16 protein-coding genes are annotated in these 17,275 nt (G+C 73.2%); 5 read left to right on the top strand and 11 right to left on the bottom strand.

Annotated features, from left to right (window positions below):
* Positions 1 to 34: 34 nt before the first annotated feature.
* Positions 35 to 1,447, bottom strand: a complete 1,413-nt coding sequence (gene dacB, locus ACFY15_RS07830) for a D-alanyl-D-alanine carboxypeptidase/D-alanyl-D-alanine-endopeptidase (RefSeq protein ID WP_390688071.1) — start codon at positions 1,445 to 1,447, stop codon at positions 35 to 37.
* Between the two features lie 180 nt (positions 1,448 to 1,627).
* Here dacB and ACFY15_RS07825 point away from each other — a divergent pair, with 180 nt between their 5' ends.
* Together ACFY15_RS07825 and ACFY15_RS07820 are read left to right on the top strand one after the other, a co-directional pair.
* Positions 1,628 to 2,122 carry an inorganic diphosphatase gene (locus ACFY15_RS07825; protein WP_042818871.1) on the top strand — a complete coding sequence of 165 codons (495 nt, stop codon included), beginning with the start codon at positions 1,628 to 1,630 and terminating at the stop codon, positions 2,120 to 2,122.
* A gap of 160 nt (positions 2,123 to 2,282) precedes the next feature.
* Positions 2,283 to 3,893, top strand: coding sequence for a threonine/serine exporter ThrE family protein (locus tag ACFY15_RS07820; protein WP_390825174.1), 1,611 nt, complete (start codon positions 2,283 to 2,285; stop codon positions 3,891 to 3,893).
* Between the two features lie 124 nt (positions 3,894 to 4,017).
* On the opposite strand, the gene ACFY15_RS07815 is transcribed toward ACFY15_RS07820, so the two are convergent.
* The 5 genes from ACFY15_RS07815 to ACFY15_RS07795 all read right to left on the bottom strand — a co-directional run bounded on the left by ACFY15_RS07815 (position 4,018) and on the right by ACFY15_RS07795 (position 8,751).
* Positions 4,018 to 4,731, bottom strand: coding sequence for a DedA family protein (locus tag ACFY15_RS07815; RefSeq protein ID WP_390688073.1), 714 nt, complete (start codon positions 4,729 to 4,731; stop codon positions 4,018 to 4,020).
* A 136-nt stretch (positions 4,732 to 4,867) separates the two neighbouring features.
* Entirely contained in the window at positions 4,868 to 5,626 is a 759-nt protein-coding gene (locus ACFY15_RS07810) for a MerR family transcriptional regulator (RefSeq protein WP_390688074.1), read from the bottom strand.
* An 86-nt stretch (positions 5,627 to 5,712) separates the two neighbouring features.
* Positions 5,713 to 6,225, bottom strand: a complete 513-nt coding sequence (locus ACFY15_RS07805; RefSeq protein ID WP_390825173.1) for a DinB family protein — start codon at positions 6,223 to 6,225, stop codon at positions 5,713 to 5,715.
* Between the two features lie 97 nt (positions 6,226 to 6,322).
* Entirely contained in the window at positions 6,323 to 7,780 is a 1,458-nt protein-coding gene (locus ACFY15_RS07800; RefSeq protein WP_390825172.1) for an aldehyde dehydrogenase family protein, read from the bottom strand.
* A gap of 92 nt (positions 7,781 to 7,872) precedes the next feature.
* The gene (locus ACFY15_RS07795) at positions 7,873 to 8,751 is read right to left on the bottom strand and encodes a helix-turn-helix domain-containing protein (RefSeq protein WP_390688077.1); all 879 of its coding nucleotides are present in this window, start codon (positions 8,749 to 8,751) and stop codon (positions 7,873 to 7,875) included.
* 362 nt (positions 8,752 to 9,113) lie between these two features.
* On the opposite strand from ACFY15_RS07795, the gene ACFY15_RS07790 reads away from it, so the two are divergent.
* A complete protein-coding gene (locus ACFY15_RS07790) occupies positions 9,114 to 9,608 on the top strand; it encodes an ATP-binding protein (protein ID WP_390688078.1) in 495 nt (164 codons plus the stop codon).
* 95 nt (positions 9,609 to 9,703) lie between these two features.
* Here the strand turns inward: ACFY15_RS07790 and ACFY15_RS07785 are convergent, their stop codons facing one another.
* Positions 9,704 to 9,949, bottom strand: a complete 246-nt coding sequence (locus ACFY15_RS07785; RefSeq protein WP_045946130.1) for a DUF397 domain-containing protein — start codon at positions 9,947 to 9,949, stop codon at positions 9,704 to 9,706.
* Positions 9,950 to 10,056: 107 nt separating this feature from the next.
* Complete coding sequence (locus tag ACFY15_RS07780; protein WP_390825171.1) at positions 10,057 to 12,090, bottom strand: FUSC family protein; 2,034 nt, start codon at positions 12,088 to 12,090, stop codon at positions 10,057 to 10,059.
* Between the two features lie 135 nt (positions 12,091 to 12,225).
* Between ACFY15_RS07780 and tatA the strand changes: the two genes are divergently transcribed.
* Complete coding sequence (tatA, locus tag ACFY15_RS07775; protein ID WP_390688080.1) at positions 12,226 to 12,402, top strand: Sec-independent protein translocase subunit TatA; 177 nt, start codon at positions 12,226 to 12,228, stop codon at positions 12,400 to 12,402.
* 20 nt (positions 12,403 to 12,422) lie between these two features.
* Here the strand turns inward: tatA and ACFY15_RS07770 are convergent, their stop codons facing one another.
* Positions 12,423 to 13,598 carry a DUF2786 domain-containing protein gene (locus tag ACFY15_RS07770; RefSeq protein WP_390688081.1) on the bottom strand — a complete coding sequence of 392 codons (1,176 nt, stop codon included), beginning with the start codon at positions 13,596 to 13,598 and terminating at the stop codon, positions 12,423 to 12,425.
* A 200-nt stretch (positions 13,599 to 13,798) separates the two neighbouring features.
* Between ACFY15_RS07770 and ACFY15_RS07765 the strand changes: the two genes are divergently transcribed.
* Positions 13,799 to 15,511: a bifunctional 3'-5' exonuclease/DNA polymerase gene (locus tag ACFY15_RS07765; protein WP_390688082.1), complete on the top strand. Its 1,713-nt coding sequence runs from the start codon at positions 13,799 to 13,801 to the stop codon at positions 15,509 to 15,511.
* Position 15,512: 1 nt separating this feature from the next.
* On the opposite strand, the gene ACFY15_RS07760 is transcribed toward ACFY15_RS07765, so the two are convergent.
* The gene (locus ACFY15_RS07760) at positions 15,513 to 15,995 is read right to left on the bottom strand and encodes a GNAT family N-acetyltransferase (RefSeq protein ID WP_390688083.1); all 483 of its coding nucleotides are present in this window, start codon (positions 15,993 to 15,995) and stop codon (positions 15,513 to 15,515) included.
* Between the two features lie 61 nt (positions 15,996 to 16,056).
* Positions 16,057 to 17,271, bottom strand: coding sequence for a serine hydrolase domain-containing protein (locus ACFY15_RS07755; protein WP_390688084.1), 1,215 nt, complete (start codon positions 17,269 to 17,271; stop codon positions 16,057 to 16,059).
* Positions 17,272 to 17,275: the final 4 nt, after the last annotated feature.

Genomic DNA, 17,275 nt, shown 5'->3' with positions numbered 1-17,275 from the left:
CGTGGACCTGCGCCGTTGCGGATCCCCCCGGGTGTCAGGGGGTGGTGGCGACGGCGGCGGCCAGTTTGTCGAGGCCCTTCTCGGCGGCGGACCCGTCGGGGGCGTTCGCGGTCAGGAAGGCGAAGGCGAGGAGCCGCCCGGACGGGTCGACGACGGTGCCCGCGAGGGAGTTCACGCCGGTCAGGGTCCCGGTCTTGGCCCGGAGCAGGCCGGCGGCCGGGGAGGTGCCCGCGTTGCGGGTGCGCAGGGTGCCGGTGAAGCCGGCGACGGGCAGTCCGGTGAGGACGGGCCGCAGCTCGGGGTGGCCGGGGTCCGCGGCCTTGGCGAGGAGGCCCGTCAGGAGGCGGGCGCTGACCTTGTCGGCCCGGTTGAGGCCGCTGCCGTCGGCGAAGCGGGAGCCGGTGAGGTCGACGCCCAGGGAGCCCAGCCGTTCGGAGACGGCCTTCTCGCCGCCCTCGAAGCTGGCCGGCTTGCCGGAGGCGAGGGCGGTCTGGCGGGCGAGGGCCTCGGCGATGTCGTTGTCGCTGTTGGTGAGCATCCGCTCGACGAGCCCGGCGAGGGGGGTGGACAGGGTGGTGGCCAACGGCCGGGCGTCGGGGGCGGGCCTGGCCGGGGCGGGTTCGCCGGTGACCTTGACGCCCCGGTCGCGCAGCAGGCCGGCGAAGGCCCGGGCGGTGTCCCTGGAGGGGTCGTCGCTGCGTTCGACGGGTCCGGCGGTGGAGTCGTCGGGGCGGCCCTCGTCGGCGGTGAGGGCGGTGACGGGCGCGAGGTTGTCGTTGCGGCCGATGGGGTGGCGGACGGGGCCCGTGTAGAGGGTGTCGTCGTAGCCGAGGGCGACGGTGTCGGTGCCGGCCGCCCTGAGGGCCTGGGCGGTGTCGGCGGCGAGGGCCACGAGGCTGCCGCCGGAGCCGGCCGGGCTCTTCTTCTTCGCGGTGAGGGAGGGGTCGCCGCCGCCGACCAGGACGATCTGGCCGGGTCCGGGGCCGGGGGCCACGGTGGTGCGGATGCGGTGCTCGGGGCCGAGGGCGGCCAGCGCGGCGCTCGCGGTGGCGATCTTGACGGTGGAGGCGGGGGTCATGGCCTCGCCGGCCCCGGACTCGTAGAGCACCCGGCCGGTGACGGCGTCGACCACGGCCGCGCCGCGCACGGTGCCCAGCGCGGAGTCGGCGAGCAGCGGCCCGAGCACCCCGGCGAGGGCGGCCGAGGGCGCGTCCGCGGCGCGCGGGGCGATGCCCTGGAGCACCCCGGGGGCGCTCGGCGCGGCCTGCGGCGGGGATCCGGCCGCGTGATCTGCGCCACCCGTCCGGCTCCAGGAGGCGGCCTTGTCCCGCTCGGCCTTACGCTGGCCGGAGTCCCAGGGACCTGCGGAGGCGACGGCCACCGCCGACAGGGCGAGGCCGGCGACGGCCGACCCCGCGATGAGCTGCCACGTCTTGACCAATGGCACCTCGGACCAGCCCCTTTCGCGATCACACATATGCGTGAGGGACACTTAACCACTGCGTCTTGCCGCGAGCATGGCACCCCACCCCAGGGATGGGCCGGACGCGCACGTATTTGAGTCAAAGCCGTCTCGAAGCAGTCAAGCTTCGGCACCGGGCCGGAGCTGATCATGGAGGAGCAGGACGTGGAGTTCGACGTCACCATCGAGATCCCCAAGGGTTCGCGGAACAAGTACGAGGTGGACCACGAGACCGGCCGGATCCGTCTGGACCGTCGCCTCTTCACCTCGACCAGCTACCCGACGGACTACGGCTTCGTCGAGAACACCCTCGGCGAGGACGGCGACCCGCTGGACGCGCTGGTCATCCTGGACGAGCCCACCTTCCCGGGCTGCCTGATCAAGTGCCGCGCGATCGGCATGTTCAACATGACGGACGAAGCGGGCGGCGACGCCAAGCTGCTGTGCGTCCCGGCCTCCGACCCGCGTGTCGAGCACCTGCGCGACATCCACCACATCTCGGAGTTCGACCGCCTGGAGATCCAGCACTTCTTCGAGGTCTACAAGGACCTGGAGCCGGGCAAGTCGGTCGAGGGCGCCAACTGGGTCGGCCGCGCCGAGGCCGAGGCCGAGATCGAGGCCTCGTACAAGCGCCTCGAGGCCCAGGGCGGCCACCACTGAGCTCCGCTCGGTAGGCGCTGGAGCCGGCGGGCGGCACCCCACACGGGGGTGCCGCCCGTCGGCGCGTTCACGGGGGCTGCCGCTCCCGCCCGCCCGGCCTCGCCACGGACGAAACGATTCCGCATACTGATACCGCCAGTGATCAAGGGTGGGAGGATGCGTGGCGGAGGCCGAAGAGCCCGGTCCCGAGGACCGGAAGCCGAAGTCCGACGAGGCCCACAGCGCCTTCACGCCGCCACCCGGGATGGAGCCGGAGACCACCGGGGACCAGCCCACCTCGGAGTTCGCCCTGCCGGAGGGCCTCACCCCGCCGGCCGCCACGGCCACCCACAGCGCCCAGCACTCCCCGCCCGCCCACACCCCGGCCCCCACCCCCTCCTTCCCCGCCTCCTCCCCCTGGCAGGACCGCATGCGCACGATGCTGCGCATGCCCGTGGACGTCCGTCCCGTGCCCGAGCCCGCGCAGCGGCAGAGCGAGGCCGGCCCGGCCGTGGGCCGCGTCCTCGACCTGACCCTGCGCATCGGGGAACTGCTGCTCGCGGGCGGCGAGGGCGCCGAGGACGTGGAGGCCGCGATGTTCGCCGTGGCGCGCTCGTACGGCCTCGACCGCGCCGAGCCGACCGTCACGTTCACCATGCTGTCGATCACCCACCAGCCCTCCCTGGTCGGCAACCCGGTCTCCGCGAGCCGCACCGTACGCCGCCGCGGCACCGACTACACCCGCCTGGCCGCCGTCTTCCGGCTCGTGGCCGACATCAGCACGCCGGAGGTGGAGATCTCCCTGGAGGAGGCCTACCGCCGCCTCGCCGTGATCCGCCGCAACCGCCACCCGTACCCCACCTGGGTGCTCACCGGCGCCGCCGGGCTGCTGGCGGCGGCCGCGTCCGTCCTGGTCGGCGGCGGGGTGACGGTGTTCCTCTGCGCCGCCCTCGGCGCCGTTCTCGGCGACCGGCTGGCCTGGTACCTCGCCGACCGCGGGATGCCGGAGTTCTACCAGTTCGTCGTCGCGGCGATGCCCCCGGCCGCGCTCGGGGTGGCCCTGAAGTTCGCCGACTCCGACGTCCGCGCCTCCGCCGTGATCACCGGCGGACTGTTCGCCCTGCTGCCCGGGCGGGCCCTGGTCGCGGCCGTGCAGGACGGCCTGACCGGCTTCTACATCACCGCCTCCGCCCGGCTCCTGGAGGTCATGTACCTCTTCATCGGGATCATCATCGGCGTACTCGCGGTGATCTACGTCGGCCTCCAGATCGGCTCCTCGCCCAACCCGGACGAGGTCCTCCAGATCCCCCACCGGCCGGTGCTCCAGACCCTGGCTTCGATGGTGCTGGTGTTCACCTTCGCGATCCTGCTCCAGCAGGAGCGGTCCACGGTGTGGATCGTGACCCTGAACGGCGGGGTCGCCTGGGTGACCTTCGGCGCCCTGCGGGCCGCCGAGCTGCCGCCGGTGCCGTCCACGGCGATCGCGGCCGGGCTGGTCGGCCTGTTCGGGCAGCTGTTCTCGCGGTACCGGTTCGCTTCGGCGCTGCCGTACGTGACCGCCGCCATCGGCCCGCTGCTGCCGGGCTCGGTCACCTACTTCGGGCTGCTGTCGATCGCCGAGGGACAGCTGGACAAGGGGCTCGCCTCGCTCACCAGCGCCGCCGCGATCGCGCTTGCGATCGCGATCGGCGTGAACCTGGGGTCGGAGACCTCGCGGCTGTTCATGCGGATCCCGGGGGCGCGCACCGAGGCCAAGCGCCGGGCGGCGGCGAAACGGACCCGCGGCTTCTGAGGCCCCCCTGCCGGGCCGGATCCCCCGCCGGAGCCGGATGCGCCCGGACGCACCGGCGCCCCGGAGACGGGCCGTCTCCGGGGCGCGGGTGGACGTCGTACGGGGCGCCCGGGGGCGCCCTGCGTCAGCGCTTGGCGTGGCGGCCGCGCTGGCCGGGGGCCGGCGGCTGCTCCTCGTGCGCGTACACGGACTGCACCGGGGCGGGGACGGCGGCCTTCTTGGCCCTGCGGGCCTTCAGCACCTCGAAGATCACCGGAATCACCGAGATCAGCACGATGACGATGAAGATCGCCTCGATGTTGTTCTTGATGACGTCGAAGCGGCCGAGCTGATAGCCGAGGCAGGTGACGCCCGCGCCCCAGGCGACGCCGCCGATGATGTTGTAGACGAGGAAGGTGCGGTACTTCATCGCGCCGGCGCCCGCGACCATCGGGGCGAAGGTGCGGATGATCGGCACGAAGCGGGCGAGCACGATCGCCTTGGGGCCGTGCTTCTCCATGAAGTCGTGCGCGGCGTCCAGGTTCTCCCGCTTGAAGACCTTGCTGTTCGGCCGGTTGAACAGCTTCGGGCCGAAGAACTTGCCGATCAGGTAGCCCACCTGGTCACCGATGATCGCGGCGGCCGCGATCAGCGTGCACACGAGCCACAGCGGCTCCTTGATGCTGCCGCTGGCCGTGAACAGGCCGGCCGTGAACAGCAGGGAGTCGCCGGGCAGGAAGGCGAAGAGACCGGATTCCGCGAAGACGATGACCAGGATGCCGATCAGGCCGAACTGCCCGATCAGGTAGTCCGGCGACAGCCACTGCGGGCCGAGGGCAAGCGTGTAGAGGGGTTCCACGTTTCCGGGCTCTCCTGGATCAGCAGGGGGACGTCTGCGGTGGGGGACGCGACGATGCAGGCGGTCTCAATTATGAACGCACACCGCCCCCACCGGGTTCCAGGGACCGGAGGGGGCGGTACGGGTGAGGGGCCGGCTACGCCTTGCGCACGGCGTTGGCCGTGATCGAGTCCCGCAGGTGCTCGGCCACGCCCTCGCCCATGCCGTCGTAGAACGCCTTGAACCGCTCGTCGGCGACGTACATGTCGCCCAGGCAGACGTGCATCTCGTAGGGGCAGTCGTAGTACCGGTCGCAGATGTGCTGCCGGTGCTCCTCGGCCATGTCCATGGCCGCATCGCCGTCGGCGGGTGCGCCCGCCGCCACCAGGGCGGCGTAGCGGGAGCCCCAGTCGGCGACCTCGTCCTGGATCCGCTGCCAGTCCTCCTTGGTGTACGCGGCCGCCCGGCGCTGCGACTCGGCGTAGGCCTCCGTGCCGCCCCAGCGGCGCTCGGCCTCCTCCGCGTACTGCTCCGGGTCCTTGTCCCCGAACACCTCGAACCTCTCCTCGGGCGTGAGGTCGATGCCCATCTTCTTCGCCTCCATGGCGTGCTCCACAGCCGTGGCCATCTGCTGGAGCCGGGCGATCCGTTCGGTCAGGAGGGCGTGCTGCCGGCGCAGGTGCTCCCTCGGGTCCGAATCCGGGTCGTCCAGCAGGACCGCGACCTCGTCGAGCGGGAAGCCGAGCTCCCGGTAGAACAGGATCCGCTGCAGCCGGTCCAGGTCGGCGTCGTCGTAACGCCGGTGGCCCGCGCCGCTGCGGCCGCTCGGGGAGAGCAGGCCGATCTCGTCGTAGTGGTGCAGGGTGCGCACCGTCACTCCGGCGAAACCGGCGACCTGGCCCACGGAATAGCCCATCGCTTTCCGCTCCTTCCGGTTGGGTACGCCCTCCACTGTGGTTCCTCACGCCGCGTGAGGTGCAAGCCCCGGTCCGGAGGAAGGGCTCAGCCCATCGCCTTCGTGCCGTCCAGTGTCTCGCGGATGATGTCGGCGTGGCCCGCGTGCCGGGCGAACTCCCGGACCAGGTGCAGGAGCATCCAGCGCATGGAGACCGTGGCGTTCTCGGGGAACCAGGGGGCCGGCGGCAGCGGGAACTCGTCGTCCAGGCTGGGGACCGCCTTGATGAAGTCGGTCGTCTGCTCCGTGACCGTGTCCCAGAACGCGAGGGCGGATTCGAGGGTCTCCCCCTCGGCCAGCCGGAAGCCCTCGTGCCATTCCTCGGGCGCGCGCCTGTGCTCGTTCGGCTTCTGCTGGGCCATGCGGAGCCAGTTGAGCTCCACCTCGGCCGCGTGCTTGACCAGCCCGGACAGCGACAGCTCGCTCGCCGTGGGCCGGCTCGCCGTCTGCTCCGCCGTCAGGCCCGACGCGGCCCGGCGCAGGGCCTCGCGCTGGTCCTCGACGAAGAGCAGGAGCGTGCCGCGCTCGTCTCCCGCGACTTCCTGGGTGGGGTGTGCCATGACCGACCGCCTTTGCCGTGGTGGTGTCCGGGGTCTCCCCCGCCGACACCCACCACGCTACAAACCAATGCGGTCAGTTCCTGTCCTTGATGGCGCCCTAGAAGGGAAAAGTCGTCCGGCCGTGCTGGACGGAGATCCACTTCTGGGTGGTGAAGGCCTCGACCGTGGCCTCCCCGCCCAGGCGGCCCAGCCCCGAGGCCTTCTCCCCGCCGAAGGCGGTCAGCGGCTCGTCGCCGATGGTGGAGTCGTTGACGTGGAACATCCCGGTCTCGACGCGCTGGGCGAAGCGGACCCCGCGTTCGACGTCGCGGGTGTGCACCGCACCGCTGAGCCCGTACGGCGTGGCGTTGGCCAGGCGCACGGCCTCCTCCTCCCCGTCGAAGACCACCAGCAGCGCGACGGGGCCGAAGATCTCCTGGCCCAGCAGCGGGGAGTCCTCCGGGAGCCCGGCCAGGACGGTCGGCTCGACCAGGTTGCCGCGCGTAGAGCCCCGCACGAGGGCCCGCGCCCCGGACTCTACGGCGCGGTCCACGAGGGCGGTCAGGGCGTCGGCCTGGAAGGAGTTGATCAGCGGGCCGATGTGGGTGTCGGCCTCGCGCGGGTCGCCCGTCTTCAGGGCGCGGACCCGGGCGGTGAACTTCTCGGTGAACTCCTCGACGACGGAGGCGTCGACGAGGATCCGGTTGGCGGCCATGCAGACCTGGCCCTGGAAGACGAAGCGGCTGAAGACGGCCGCGTCCACCGCGTAGTCGACGTCGGCGTCGTCGAGGACGACCAGGGCGCTGTTGCCGCTGAGCTCCAGGACGGTCCGCTTGAAGTGGCGGGCGGCGACCGCGCCCACGTGCCGTCCGGTGCGGTCGGAGCCGGCGAAGGAGATGACCTTCGGAACGGGGTGGGTGAGGATCGCGTCGCCGATCTCGGCGATGTCCGTGACCAGCACGTTCAGCAGCCCGGCCGGCAGGCCCGCGTCCTCGAAGATCTTGGCGATGATCCCGCCGCCGGACACCGGGGCGTTCTGGTTGGGCTTGATGACGACGGCGTTGCCGAGGGCCAGCGCGGGGGCGACCGACTTCAGGGTCACCAGGAGCGGGAAGTTGAAGGGGCTGATCACGGCGACGACGCCGACGGGCAGGCGCTGGACGCGGTTCTCCCTGCCCGTGACCGGCGAGGGCAGGATGCGGCCCTCGGGGCGGACGGCCAGCTGGACCGCCTCGCGCAGGAACTCCATCGCGAGGTGGACCTCGTACTCGGCCTTGGGGCGGGTCCCGCCGAGCTCGTCGATCATCGCCTCGACGATCTCCTTCTGGCGCTCCTCGGTGATCCGCAGGGCGCGCTCCAGGACGGTGCGTCTCGCGTAGGGGCTGGTGGCGGCCCATTCCCGCTGGGCCCGCTCGGCCGCGCGGTAGGCCCGGTCGACCTGCTCGACGGTGGCCACGGTGATGGCCGCGAGCTTCTCCCCGTTGTAGGGGTTGACGTCGATGATGTCCCACGAACCGGTGCCGGCCAGCCATTCGCCGTCTATGTACTGGTGAGCCAGGTCGGTGAATATGGACATGCCATCCCTTACTGCGAGCGCGCACCCCTGCGCTGCACCGGAGACCGATCGTTCTTCGTCGAGCACTGATCAGACGTCATAATACGTGCGGTTCAAGACAGTTGGAGCAGTCCGCGCAGGAGATCCCGGGTCTGGTCGGGGTCGGGGCAGTCGGCCTGGAGCCGTTCCATCGCCCGTGCGTACTGGCCGACCTCCTCCTCCTTGTCCAGGTAGAGCGCGCTGGTGAGCTGCTCCAGGTAGACGATGTCCTGCAGGTCGGACTCGGGGAAGCGCAGCAGGGTGAAGGCGCCGCTCTCGCCGGCGTGCCCGCCGAAGGAGAAGGGCATCACCTGGAGCTGCACGTTGGGCCGCTGGCTGATCTCGATCAGGTGTTCCAGCTGGCCGCGCATCACGTCGCGGTCACCGTAGGGGCGACGCAGCGCCGCCTCGTCCAGGACGGCGTGGAAGACCGGCGCGTTCTCGGAGACGAGGACCTTCTGGCGCTCCAGGCGCAGCGCGACGCGGCGGTCGATCTCGGCGGCGGAGGCGCTGGGCATGCCGCGCTTGACGACGGCCTGGGCGTAGGCCTCGGTCTGGAGGAGGCCGTGGACGAACTGGACCTCGTAGATGCGGATGAGGGACGCGGCGCCCTCCAGGCCGACGTAGGTCTGGAACCACCCGGGGAGCACGTCGCCGTAACTGTGCCACCAGCCCGCCGCGTTCGCCTCGCGGACCAGCCCCAGGAGGGACTCCCGCTCCGCGCCGTCCGTGACCCCGTAGAGGGTCAGCAGGTCCTCGACGTCCCTGGCCTTGAAGCTCACCCTTCCCAACTCCAAGCGGCTGATCTTCGATTCGGATGCGCGGATCGAGTAGCCGGCCGCCTCACGGGTGATGCCGCGGGATTCTCGGAGTCGCCTGAGCTGTGAGCCCAGGAGGATGCGGCGCACCACAGAACCGCTGGCTTCTGCGGTCACTAGTCCTGCCCTCCCCATCGCAATGGTGTGCGCGTGGTGTGCGCGTGCCTCGTCGGGGCCCCCGTATCCCCGGTGCCGCAGTCTGCCACCAAAACGCATCGGCCCGTACTCGTTCTGTAACGGAATCCGGCGTCCCGGAAAAGAAGTCCGTAAGTATGCGTAGGAAGAAATGAGCAAGAACCGTCACGGGAGCGGACAGGTCCGGCGCGTGCACGTGCATCTGCCCTTGCATCCGGCTTCGGCATTCGGAACGATGGTGCCGCGCACCTGCGTGCTCTTCGCGCCGGCGCCGGACCCACCCCGCAGTTCTCTTTGGCCGGAGCCGACCGCTTCGTCCGCGAATCCCGGGAGTGCCTCGCATGGGGACGATTGGATCGGTCATGCTCGAGCCGTTACGGCAGGGGCTGCCCCCGGTCGACCCCACGGCTGTCTCCGGGTCCGCGTCCTGCGCCCTGCCGGCCCGCTTCGAAGCGGTGCGGGGCGCCCGCTCCTTCACCAGATCGACCTTGTCCCAGTGGGGCCTGGACGACCGCTTCGACGACGTCGCGCTGGTGGTCTCCGAACTCGTCACCAACGCGCTGCGCCACGCCCTCCCCGACGACGCGCGGCCCTGCGGGGGCGAGCCGCCGGAGTCGGCGGCGGTGCGGCTGCACCTGATGCGGTGGAGCACGCGGCTGGTGTGCGCGGTGCGGGACCCGAGCGAGGACCGGCCGGGGGGCTCGTTCGCGCCCGAGCGCACGGACGAGAACTGCGACCTGGAGTCGGGGCGGGGACTGTTCCTCGTGGACTCCTACAGCGACAGCTGGGGCTGGCACCCGCTCGCGGGACGGCTCACCGGCAAGGTGGTCTGGGCACTGTTCCTGCTCCAGGACTGACCGCACGCCGCGCGACGCACCACTGGCCGGGCCTGATCCTTTCGATCAGTCCCGGCCAGTGCACGTGCATGGCCTGATCCTTGGCGCTGTTCCGTTCAGCCGATCAGATGATCGAACTCGCCGTCCTTGACGCCGAGGAGCAGCGCCTCTATCTCGGCCGGCGTGTAGACGAGCGCCGGACCGTCGGGGAACCGCGAGTTGCGCATGGCGACGTCGCCGCCGGGCAGTTTGGCGAACTCCACGCAGGATCCCTGCGAGTTGCTGTGTCTGCTCTTCTGCCAGGTCAGCTCATACAGGGAAGTGAGTTCTGCAGCTGCCGTCCCGTTGTACGCGTGGTCCACAGGAAGCCCCCGATAGTGCAGATGTCAACTCCACCGGATCATAGCTGTGTTCACCACCGCATGCATGGGCAGATGCACGTGCACGCGGGGTACCGCAGTGATCACTGTCAGGGGCGGAGGGCCTGCGCGACCTCGTCCAGAGAGTCCAGCAGCCGCTCCGCCGCCTGGCGTACGACGCCCGATTCCGGCAGGCGGTTCCCCCCGTCCAGCAGCGCGCGTACCTGCTCCCATTCCGGAACCCGGCGCTCCCGCACCGCCGTCGCCCCGCGCAGCGCCTCCGCGAGCTCGGCAGCCCCCGGCACGGGGTCGTGGGCCCGGTCGGGGAGGTGCGCCTCCAGCAGCATGGCGCCCCGCCCGAACGCGGCCACCGCCTCCCCGGCGCCGTCGGCGGCCGCCCGGGACAGGCCCCGGTGGCGCACCGGCTCCCCCTCCGCCCGCGCCAGGGCCTCCTGCCAGGCGATGCGGGCGTCGCGGGCCGCCAGCAGGGCCTTCCGCACCTCCTCGCGCCGGGCCCCGGCCGGATCGGCGTACGGCCCGAGCACGGCGGCCGCGTACCGCCCGTCGGCGGCCAGCCAGTCGGCCAGCCGGGTGCGCAGCCGCGGGGTCTCCCAGGCCGGGTAGACGGCGTACGCGAGCATCGCGAGGACCCCGCCGACCAGGGTGAGCGCGATCCGGTCGGGCACGGTCTGGTCCCAGCCGACGCCCCCCATGCCCAGCAGGAACACGACGTACGCGGAGACGAAGACCTGCGTGACGGCGTACCCGGTGCGCATCAGCGCGTACATCAGCCCCGCGCTGACCACGGCGAGCAGCCCCGACAGGTACGTCCCCGGATGGAACAGCTGCACGACGCCGGTGGCCGCGCCCACCCCCACCAGCGTGCCGGCGAAGCGCGCGACGGCCCGCGACCAGGTCTGGGTGAAGTCGGGCCGCATCACCATCACCGAGGTCATCGGCGCCCAGTAGCCGTGCCCGAACGGCAGCGCCTGCCCGAGCAGGTACCCCGCGCACGCCGCCCCCGTCACCCGTACGGCGTGCCGCAGGACCGGCGAGTCCGGCCGCAGCTCGGCCCGTACGGCCTTCAGCACCAGCGGCACCAGGGCCGGCACGGCGGGCCGCAGCCGTGCCTCACCGGGGTCGGCGGTGCGCCCGGTGCCCGGCTCGGCCGTCTCCAGGACGTCCTCCAGCAGCGCGGCGAGCCTGCGCGCGGCCCGCAGCGGCGCCCCGCGGAGCACCTCCGGCGGGTCGGGGGCCTTCAGCACCTCCAGGGCCGGCCCCGGCAGCCGTACGGGGTCCCCGTGGCGGATCGCGTGCGCGGCGGCGTCCAGAACGGTCCCGGCGGCGTCCAGCAGCGCGCGCACCCGGTCCCGCCCCGGCCCCTCGGCGGGGGCCCCGACGGCCGGGTCGGCGAGCGAGGCCAGCACGGGCCGGATCTTCTCGGCGAGCCCCCGCGCCCCGTGCAGCTCGGCGGGCCGCCGCCGGGCCTGCCGGACGGTGACGGCGGCCGCGTCGCGGGCCTTCATCAGCGGCACCGGGTCGAAGGCGCAGACGGGGTCGTGCCGCAGCCGGCGGGCGTAGTCCGCCTCGGCGGCCAGGGCGTCGGCCAGGGCATCGCGCTGGGCGCCCCAGCGGCGGACCGGGAAGAGCACGATCAGCAGCGCCTGGACGACCCCGCCCGCGGCGATCATCGCGGCGTGGCCGGCGGCCTGCGGGACGGAGGTCGGGAGGGTGACGGTGACCAGCATGATCGCGACGTTGCCCGAGGCGATCATCCCGGCGGTCGGCCCGGCGGCCCACAGCAGCCCCGCCCCGAAGGCCCACACGGCCAGCATCGGCAGGAACAGCCCCAGGTCGGCCGAGCCCACCAGGTACCCGAGGAAGGTGGAGACGGCCAGGGTCAGCCCGGAGGCGAGAGCGAGCACGGGACGCGGGCGCCAGCTCTGCTGGAAGGTGGCGACGGCGGCCGTGAAGGCCCCGAACGCGGAACTCGCGGCCGCGCCCGGCCCGAGGAGGGCCAGCCCGGCCCCGATGACGAGCGCCAGGCCCGCGGCGGCCCGGAGCGCGACGAGCGGCTCCAGCCGGCGCCGCTCGACGGTCACGGCCGCCCGCGCGGTGTCCTTCAGCGCGCGGAGCCAGCCCATGGCGCCGAGCCTAACGGTCCCGACGGTTTTCAGGATTTCTTCAGATTTGTACGGGACCCTTGCCGCGCTGTTCGATGACCCCGAATCATCGGTGCGTCCCCTGTCCTCCGCCCCTCACCCGAATGTAGGTATCCCATGCTCCGCAACGGCCTGGAGCCCTGGCACCTGATCATCGTCCTGGTGGTCTGCCTGATGCTGTTCGGTTCGAAGAAGCTGCCGGACATGGCCCGCTCCCTGGGCAAGTCGGCCCGCATCCTGAAGTCGGAGGCCCGCGCGATGCGCTCCGAGAACAGCCCCCGGGACCCCGCCTAGACACGGCCCCCGGGGCCCGGCTACGGCAGGGCGGGCCGCTTCCCTCCCACATGGGCCGCGTCGGCGGCGGCGGTCCCGTCCTCCCACCCCGCGTGGTCCGTGGCCCCGCGCAGCCGGGTCGTGGTGGTCCGCGGGAACATCTCGTCGGCCCGGGAGGTGACGGCCACGTCCCGGGCCACCAGCGCGGGCAGGTTGTCCGGAGTCTCGGCGGCCGTGTGCTCGGCGGTCTCGGCGAGGCGCCGGCCGAGCCGGCTGGCGTACGCGAGCAGGAACGACTGCCGGAAGGTCTTGGTGCGCTTGCGCCCGCCGGCCCGCTGGGCGGCCTCGGCCCGCGTCATGGCCGCCGTCCCCTGGACGAGCAGCGAGGTGTACAGCAGCTCCACGGCCTCCAGATCGCTCTCGAACCCGACCACGGTCGAGAACCCGAAGGCGCTGTTCCACACCGCCCGGCAGCGGTTGGCGGTGGCCACCGCGTCCAGCAGGACCGCCTTGGCCTCCTCGTACGGGGGCTCCACCCCGATCCGGCAGGCCCCGGGCACCTGCGCCGGTCCGCCGCCGCGCACGGCCAGCAGTGCCTCGTCCACGGTGTGCCGGGCCATCAGCTCCTGCGCCTTGGCGCTGAGCGCCTCCGCCTCCTCCGGGTAGGTGGTCGCCTCGGCCTTGGCCAGCAGCGCCCGGATCCGCCCGAGCATCCGCGGCTCGATGTGCGCGTGCTCCAGGGCGTCCCCGGCCGGGTCGCCGGGGACCGGCCCCACGGGCTCGACGGACGGCAGCCGGATCAGCAGCCGGTACACCTCCAGGACGGCCGTGGCCAGGGTGAACCGGTCCGCCCGCTCGCGCCGCGCGCACTCCTGCGCGTACGCCTCGTCCCCGGACCACCACACCTCCCCGGCGCCCCACCCGTCGGGCAGCCGCGCGTACCGCCGCGCCTCGGCGGCTACCACGTCCCCGAGGAGCCGCAGGTGCACCTCCCCGAGGTCCCGCCGCGCCAGCCGCGCCACGTCGGCCGGCCGCCACCCGCGCTCCCAGGCCTGCCGCACGTATGCCTCCCCGCGCCCGAGCAGCTCCCGCCCGACCGCGCCCCACAGGCCCCCGTCGGCGGCCAGCACGGAGGCCCCGCTGTCGAGCCCGGCATCGTCCTGGGCGTACAAGGCGGCGGCGAAGGCCCGGTCGACCAGCTCAGCGATCTCACTCACCCCTTCAGGGTGTCACGCCGCGTTCCACCGGCCGGACCGGCCGGGATCCGGCCCCGCCGGCGTCCGGGGTGCGGGGGTGCGGGCGCCCGGGGTCCGGGGGGTGCGGGGTGCGGGGGTGCGGGGGTGCGGGGGTGCGGGGCGGGAGCCGCCGGAAGCGCTCGCGCGGCCCCTTGTCAGCCCCCGGTGGGACACTCGCACCCGTGAGCGACCACCCCACCCCCTGGGCCCTGACGGAGACCCCCGACGGCCGATGGCAGGCCACCCCCGTACCCCCCACCCCCGCGGGCCCCCTCACCACCGCCACCCCCGCGGAGGCGATCCGCTCCGCGCCCCCCGGCACACGCTGGATCTGGCGCTCCACCCAGGCCGTCTACCCCCGCCTCCTCGCCGCCGGCGTCCGCGTGGACCGCTGCTACGACGTCGAGGACGCCGAGCTCCTCCTCCTCGGCCACGAGGGCCGCTCGGGCGAGCCCCGCTCGGCCGCCGCCGCCTGGGCCCGCCTCACCCACGCCCCAGTCCCCCAGGACCCCCCGCAGCGCGCCGCCGCCCCGCCCCCCGCCCGCGCCCAGGACTCCCTCTTCGACGCCGCCGGGCTCGCCGACCCGCACCACCGGGCCGCGGTCCCCCTCCCCCTGGACGCCCTCCTCGCCGTCCACGCCGACCAGGCCCGCCGGCACGCCGCCACCGCCCATCCCGACCGGCTCCGCCTGCTCACCGCCGCCGAGTCCGCGGCGTTCCTCATCGCCGCGGAGATGCAGCACACCGGCATGCCCTGGCGGGCCGACGTCCACCGCGCCCTGCTGACCGAGCTGCTCGGCGAGCGCTACGCCGGCCGCGGCGAACCCCGCCGCCTGGCGCAGCTGGCCGACGAGATCTCCGCCGCGTTCGGCCGCCGGGTCCGCCCCGACCTGCCCGCCGACGTGGTCAAGGCCTTCGCCGGGGCCGGGATCACACTCCGCTCGACCCGCCGCTGGGAGCTCCAGGAGGTCGACCATCCCGCCGTCGAGCCGCTCCTCCTCTACAAGAAGCTGTACCGGATCTACACCGCCCACGGCTGGTCCTGGCTCACCGACTGGGTCCACGACGGCCGTTTCCGCCCCGAGTTCGTCCCCGCCGGCACCCTCACCGGCCGCTGGGTCACCCACGGCGGCGGGGCCCTGCAGATCCCCAAGGTGATCCGCCGGGCCGTCGTCGCCGACCCGGGCTGGCGGCTCGTCGTCGCCGACGCCGACCAGATGGAGCCGCGCGTCCTCGCCGCGATCTCCCGCGACCCGGCCTTCATGGAGGTGGCCGGCCGGCCGGAGGACCTCTACGCGGCCGTCTCCCGCCAGACCTTCTCCGGCGACCGGGAGAAGGCCAAGATCGCCGTCCTGGGCGCGGTCTACGGACAGACCTCCGGCGACGGGCTCAAGAACCTCGCCGCCCTGCGCCGCCGTTTCCCCCGGGCCGTGGCGTACGTGGACGACGCTGCCCGCGCCGGCGAGGAGGGCCGGCTCGTACGCACCTGGCTGGGCCGCACCTGCCCACCCCCGGCCGACGCGGCCGAGGTCGGGGAGGCGGGCCTCCCCCAGGACCGGGGCGACGAGGACCCGGGCCGGACCCCGTCCTACGCCTCGACCGACACCCGCGCCCGGGGCCGCTTCACCCGCAACTTCGTCGTCCAGGGCAGCGCCGCGGACTGGGCCCTGCTGATGCTCGCGGCGCTGCGCCAGGCCACCGCCGGGATGCGCGCGGAGCTGGTGTTCTTCCAGCACGACGAGGTGATCGTGCACTGCCCGGCCGACGAGGCCGAGGCCGTCGCGGAGGCGATCCGCGCGGCGGGCGACCGCGCGGGCCGGCTCGCCTTCGGCGACACCCCGGTCCGCTTCCCCTTCACGACCGCGGTCGTGGAGTGCTACGCGGACGCGAAGTGACTCAGCCCAGGCCGTGGAAGTAGAGGTGGAACCCCTCCCGCACGAACCCCTCCGACTCGTACAGGCCCTGCGCGACGTGGTTGTCGTACGCGGTCTCCAGCTGCACCCCGACCACCCCGGCCTCCCGCGCCCGCTCCAGCACCTCGCGCAGCAGCGCCCGCCCGGCGCCGGTGCGACGGCCGGACGGGGCGACGTACAGGTCGTTGAGGATCCAGGCCGGCCGCAGGGTGAGTGACGAGAAGGTCCGGTAGACCTGCGCGAACCCGACCGTGCCCGCCCCCGCCACCTCGGCGAGCAGCACCAGCGACTCGTCCTTGGCGATCCGCTCGGCGAGGAACTCCCGGGGCCGGCCGGGATCTTCGACGTCCACCTCGTAGAAGTCGAGGTACCCCCGGAACAGTTCGGCGGCGACATCGAGGTCCGCCTCCCCCGCCACCCGAACCGACGCCCCGCCCCGCTCGGCCATCCGCAACCCCTCGCTCACTCCGCATCGCACCCGACGGTCCATTGTGCGCGCGGGCGGGGGCCCGCACCACCGGCATTCCTCAGGACCCGGTGACGGGCTGGGCGGGCAGCCGGAAGACGTGCTGCGGGGTGACCACCTTCGTGATCGCCTCACCGAAGCGCGTACCGGGCTCGCCCCCCTGGGAGGAGATGTCGGTGTTGAGCAGGACCACCAGCGTGGCCCGCGACTCGGGCAGGTAGACGACCAGCGCCTGGTAGCCGGGCAGGGAGCCGTTGTGCCCGATCCACCCGGCGACGTCGAAGACGCCCAGCCCGTAGCCGGCGTCCGGCGCGGCCCGCGTCACGTCGAGCCGCTCGGCCTGGGTGGCGGGGGTCAGCAGGGTGCCGGTGGCCAGGGTCCCGGCCCAGCTCCGCAGGTCGGCCAGGTCGGAGACCATCGCCCCGGCGGCCCACCCCCAGGAGGGGTTCCAGTCGGTGGAATCCTCGACCCTCCCGCCGGCCGTCTGGTCGGTGTAGCCCTGCGCGTGCGGCTTCGGGAACTCCGCGCCGGTGGGGAACAGGGTGTGCCGCAGCCCGGCCGGCGCGATCACCTGCTCGGTGACGAACCGGTCGAGCGGCTTCCCGCTCACCTTCTCGACGACCAGCCCCAGCAGGATCAGATTGGTGTTGGAGTAGTCGAACTTCGCTCCCGGCGCGAACTGCACGGGGTGCTTGAACGCGTACGAGAGCAGCTCCTGCGGGGTGAACGGCCGCCGGGGGTCGGCGGTCAGGGCCTGGAAGAACCCCTCGTCCTCGGAGTAGTTGAACAACCCGCTCCGCATCGAGGCCAGCTGGCGCAGGGTGATCCTGTCCCCGTTGGGCACCCCGCTCACGTACCTGCCGACGGGGTCGTCCAGCCCGGCCTTCCCGTCGTCGACCAGCCTCAGCAGCGCGGTCACGGTGAAGGTCTTGGTCACGCTGCCGATCCGCATGTCCAAGTCGGTCTTCATCGGCGCGCCCGCCGCCTCGTCGGCGAGCCCGAAGGCCCGCACGTACTCCCCCTTGCCGGGCGCCGACAGTGCGACGATCACTCCGGGGACCCGGGCCTCCTTGAGCACCTTCAGCACGGCCTGGTCCAGTCGCGCGGCGACGGCGGGCGTCAGCTGCGGGAACCCGTCGGACGCCGGGGTCGCGGACGCGGATGCGGCGGGAGGTGCGGGCGTGTCCCCCGCGTACCCGGCCCCGAACCCCGGAGGAACCACCACCAGCCCCACCGCGGCCGCTCCGAGAGCCGCACCGCGCCACCGTGCCGCCATGCCC

Origin of the sequence: Streptomyces sp. NPDC001373 (assembly GCF_042895815.1) — a bacterium.
Classification (GTDB): Bacteria; Actinomycetota; Actinomycetes; order Streptomycetales; family Streptomycetaceae; genus Streptomyces.
Note: the sequence above shows the minus strand (reverse complement) of the source record. Positions and strands in the feature narration are given on the sequence as shown.

Excerpts from the sequence above, each read along its gene's own strand:
- ACFY15_RS07790 (WP_390688078.1), top strand. The coding sequence starts at position 9,114 with ATGCTCGAGCCGTTACGGCAGGGGCTGCCCCCGGTCGACCCCACGGCT.
- ACFY15_RS07755 (WP_390688084.1), bottom strand. The coding sequence starts at position 17,271 with ATGGCGGCACGGTGGCGCGGTGCGGCTCTCGGAGCGGCCGCGGTGGGG.
- ACFY15_RS07800 (WP_390825172.1), bottom strand. The coding sequence starts at position 7,780 with ATGTCCATATTCACCGACCTGGCTCACCAGTACATAGACGGCGAATGG.
- ACFY15_RS07805 (WP_390825173.1), bottom strand. The coding sequence starts at position 6,225 with ATGGCACACCCCACCCAGGAAGTCGCGGGAGACGAGCGCGGCACGCTC.
- ACFY15_RS07780 (WP_390825171.1), bottom strand. The coding sequence starts at position 12,090 with ATGGGCTGGCTCCGCGCGCTGAAGGACACCGCGCGGGCGGCCGTGACC.
- ACFY15_RS07795 (WP_390688077.1), bottom strand. The coding sequence starts at position 8,751 with ATGGGGAGGGCAGGACTAGTGACCGCAGAAGCCAGCGGTTCTGTGGTG.
- tatA (WP_390688080.1), top strand. The coding sequence starts at position 12,226 with ATGCTCCGCAACGGCCTGGAGCCCTGGCACCTGATCATCGTCCTGGTG.
- ACFY15_RS07810 (WP_390688074.1), bottom strand. The coding sequence starts at position 5,626 with ATGGGCTATTCCGTGGGCCAGGTCGCCGGTTTCGCCGGAGTGACGGTG.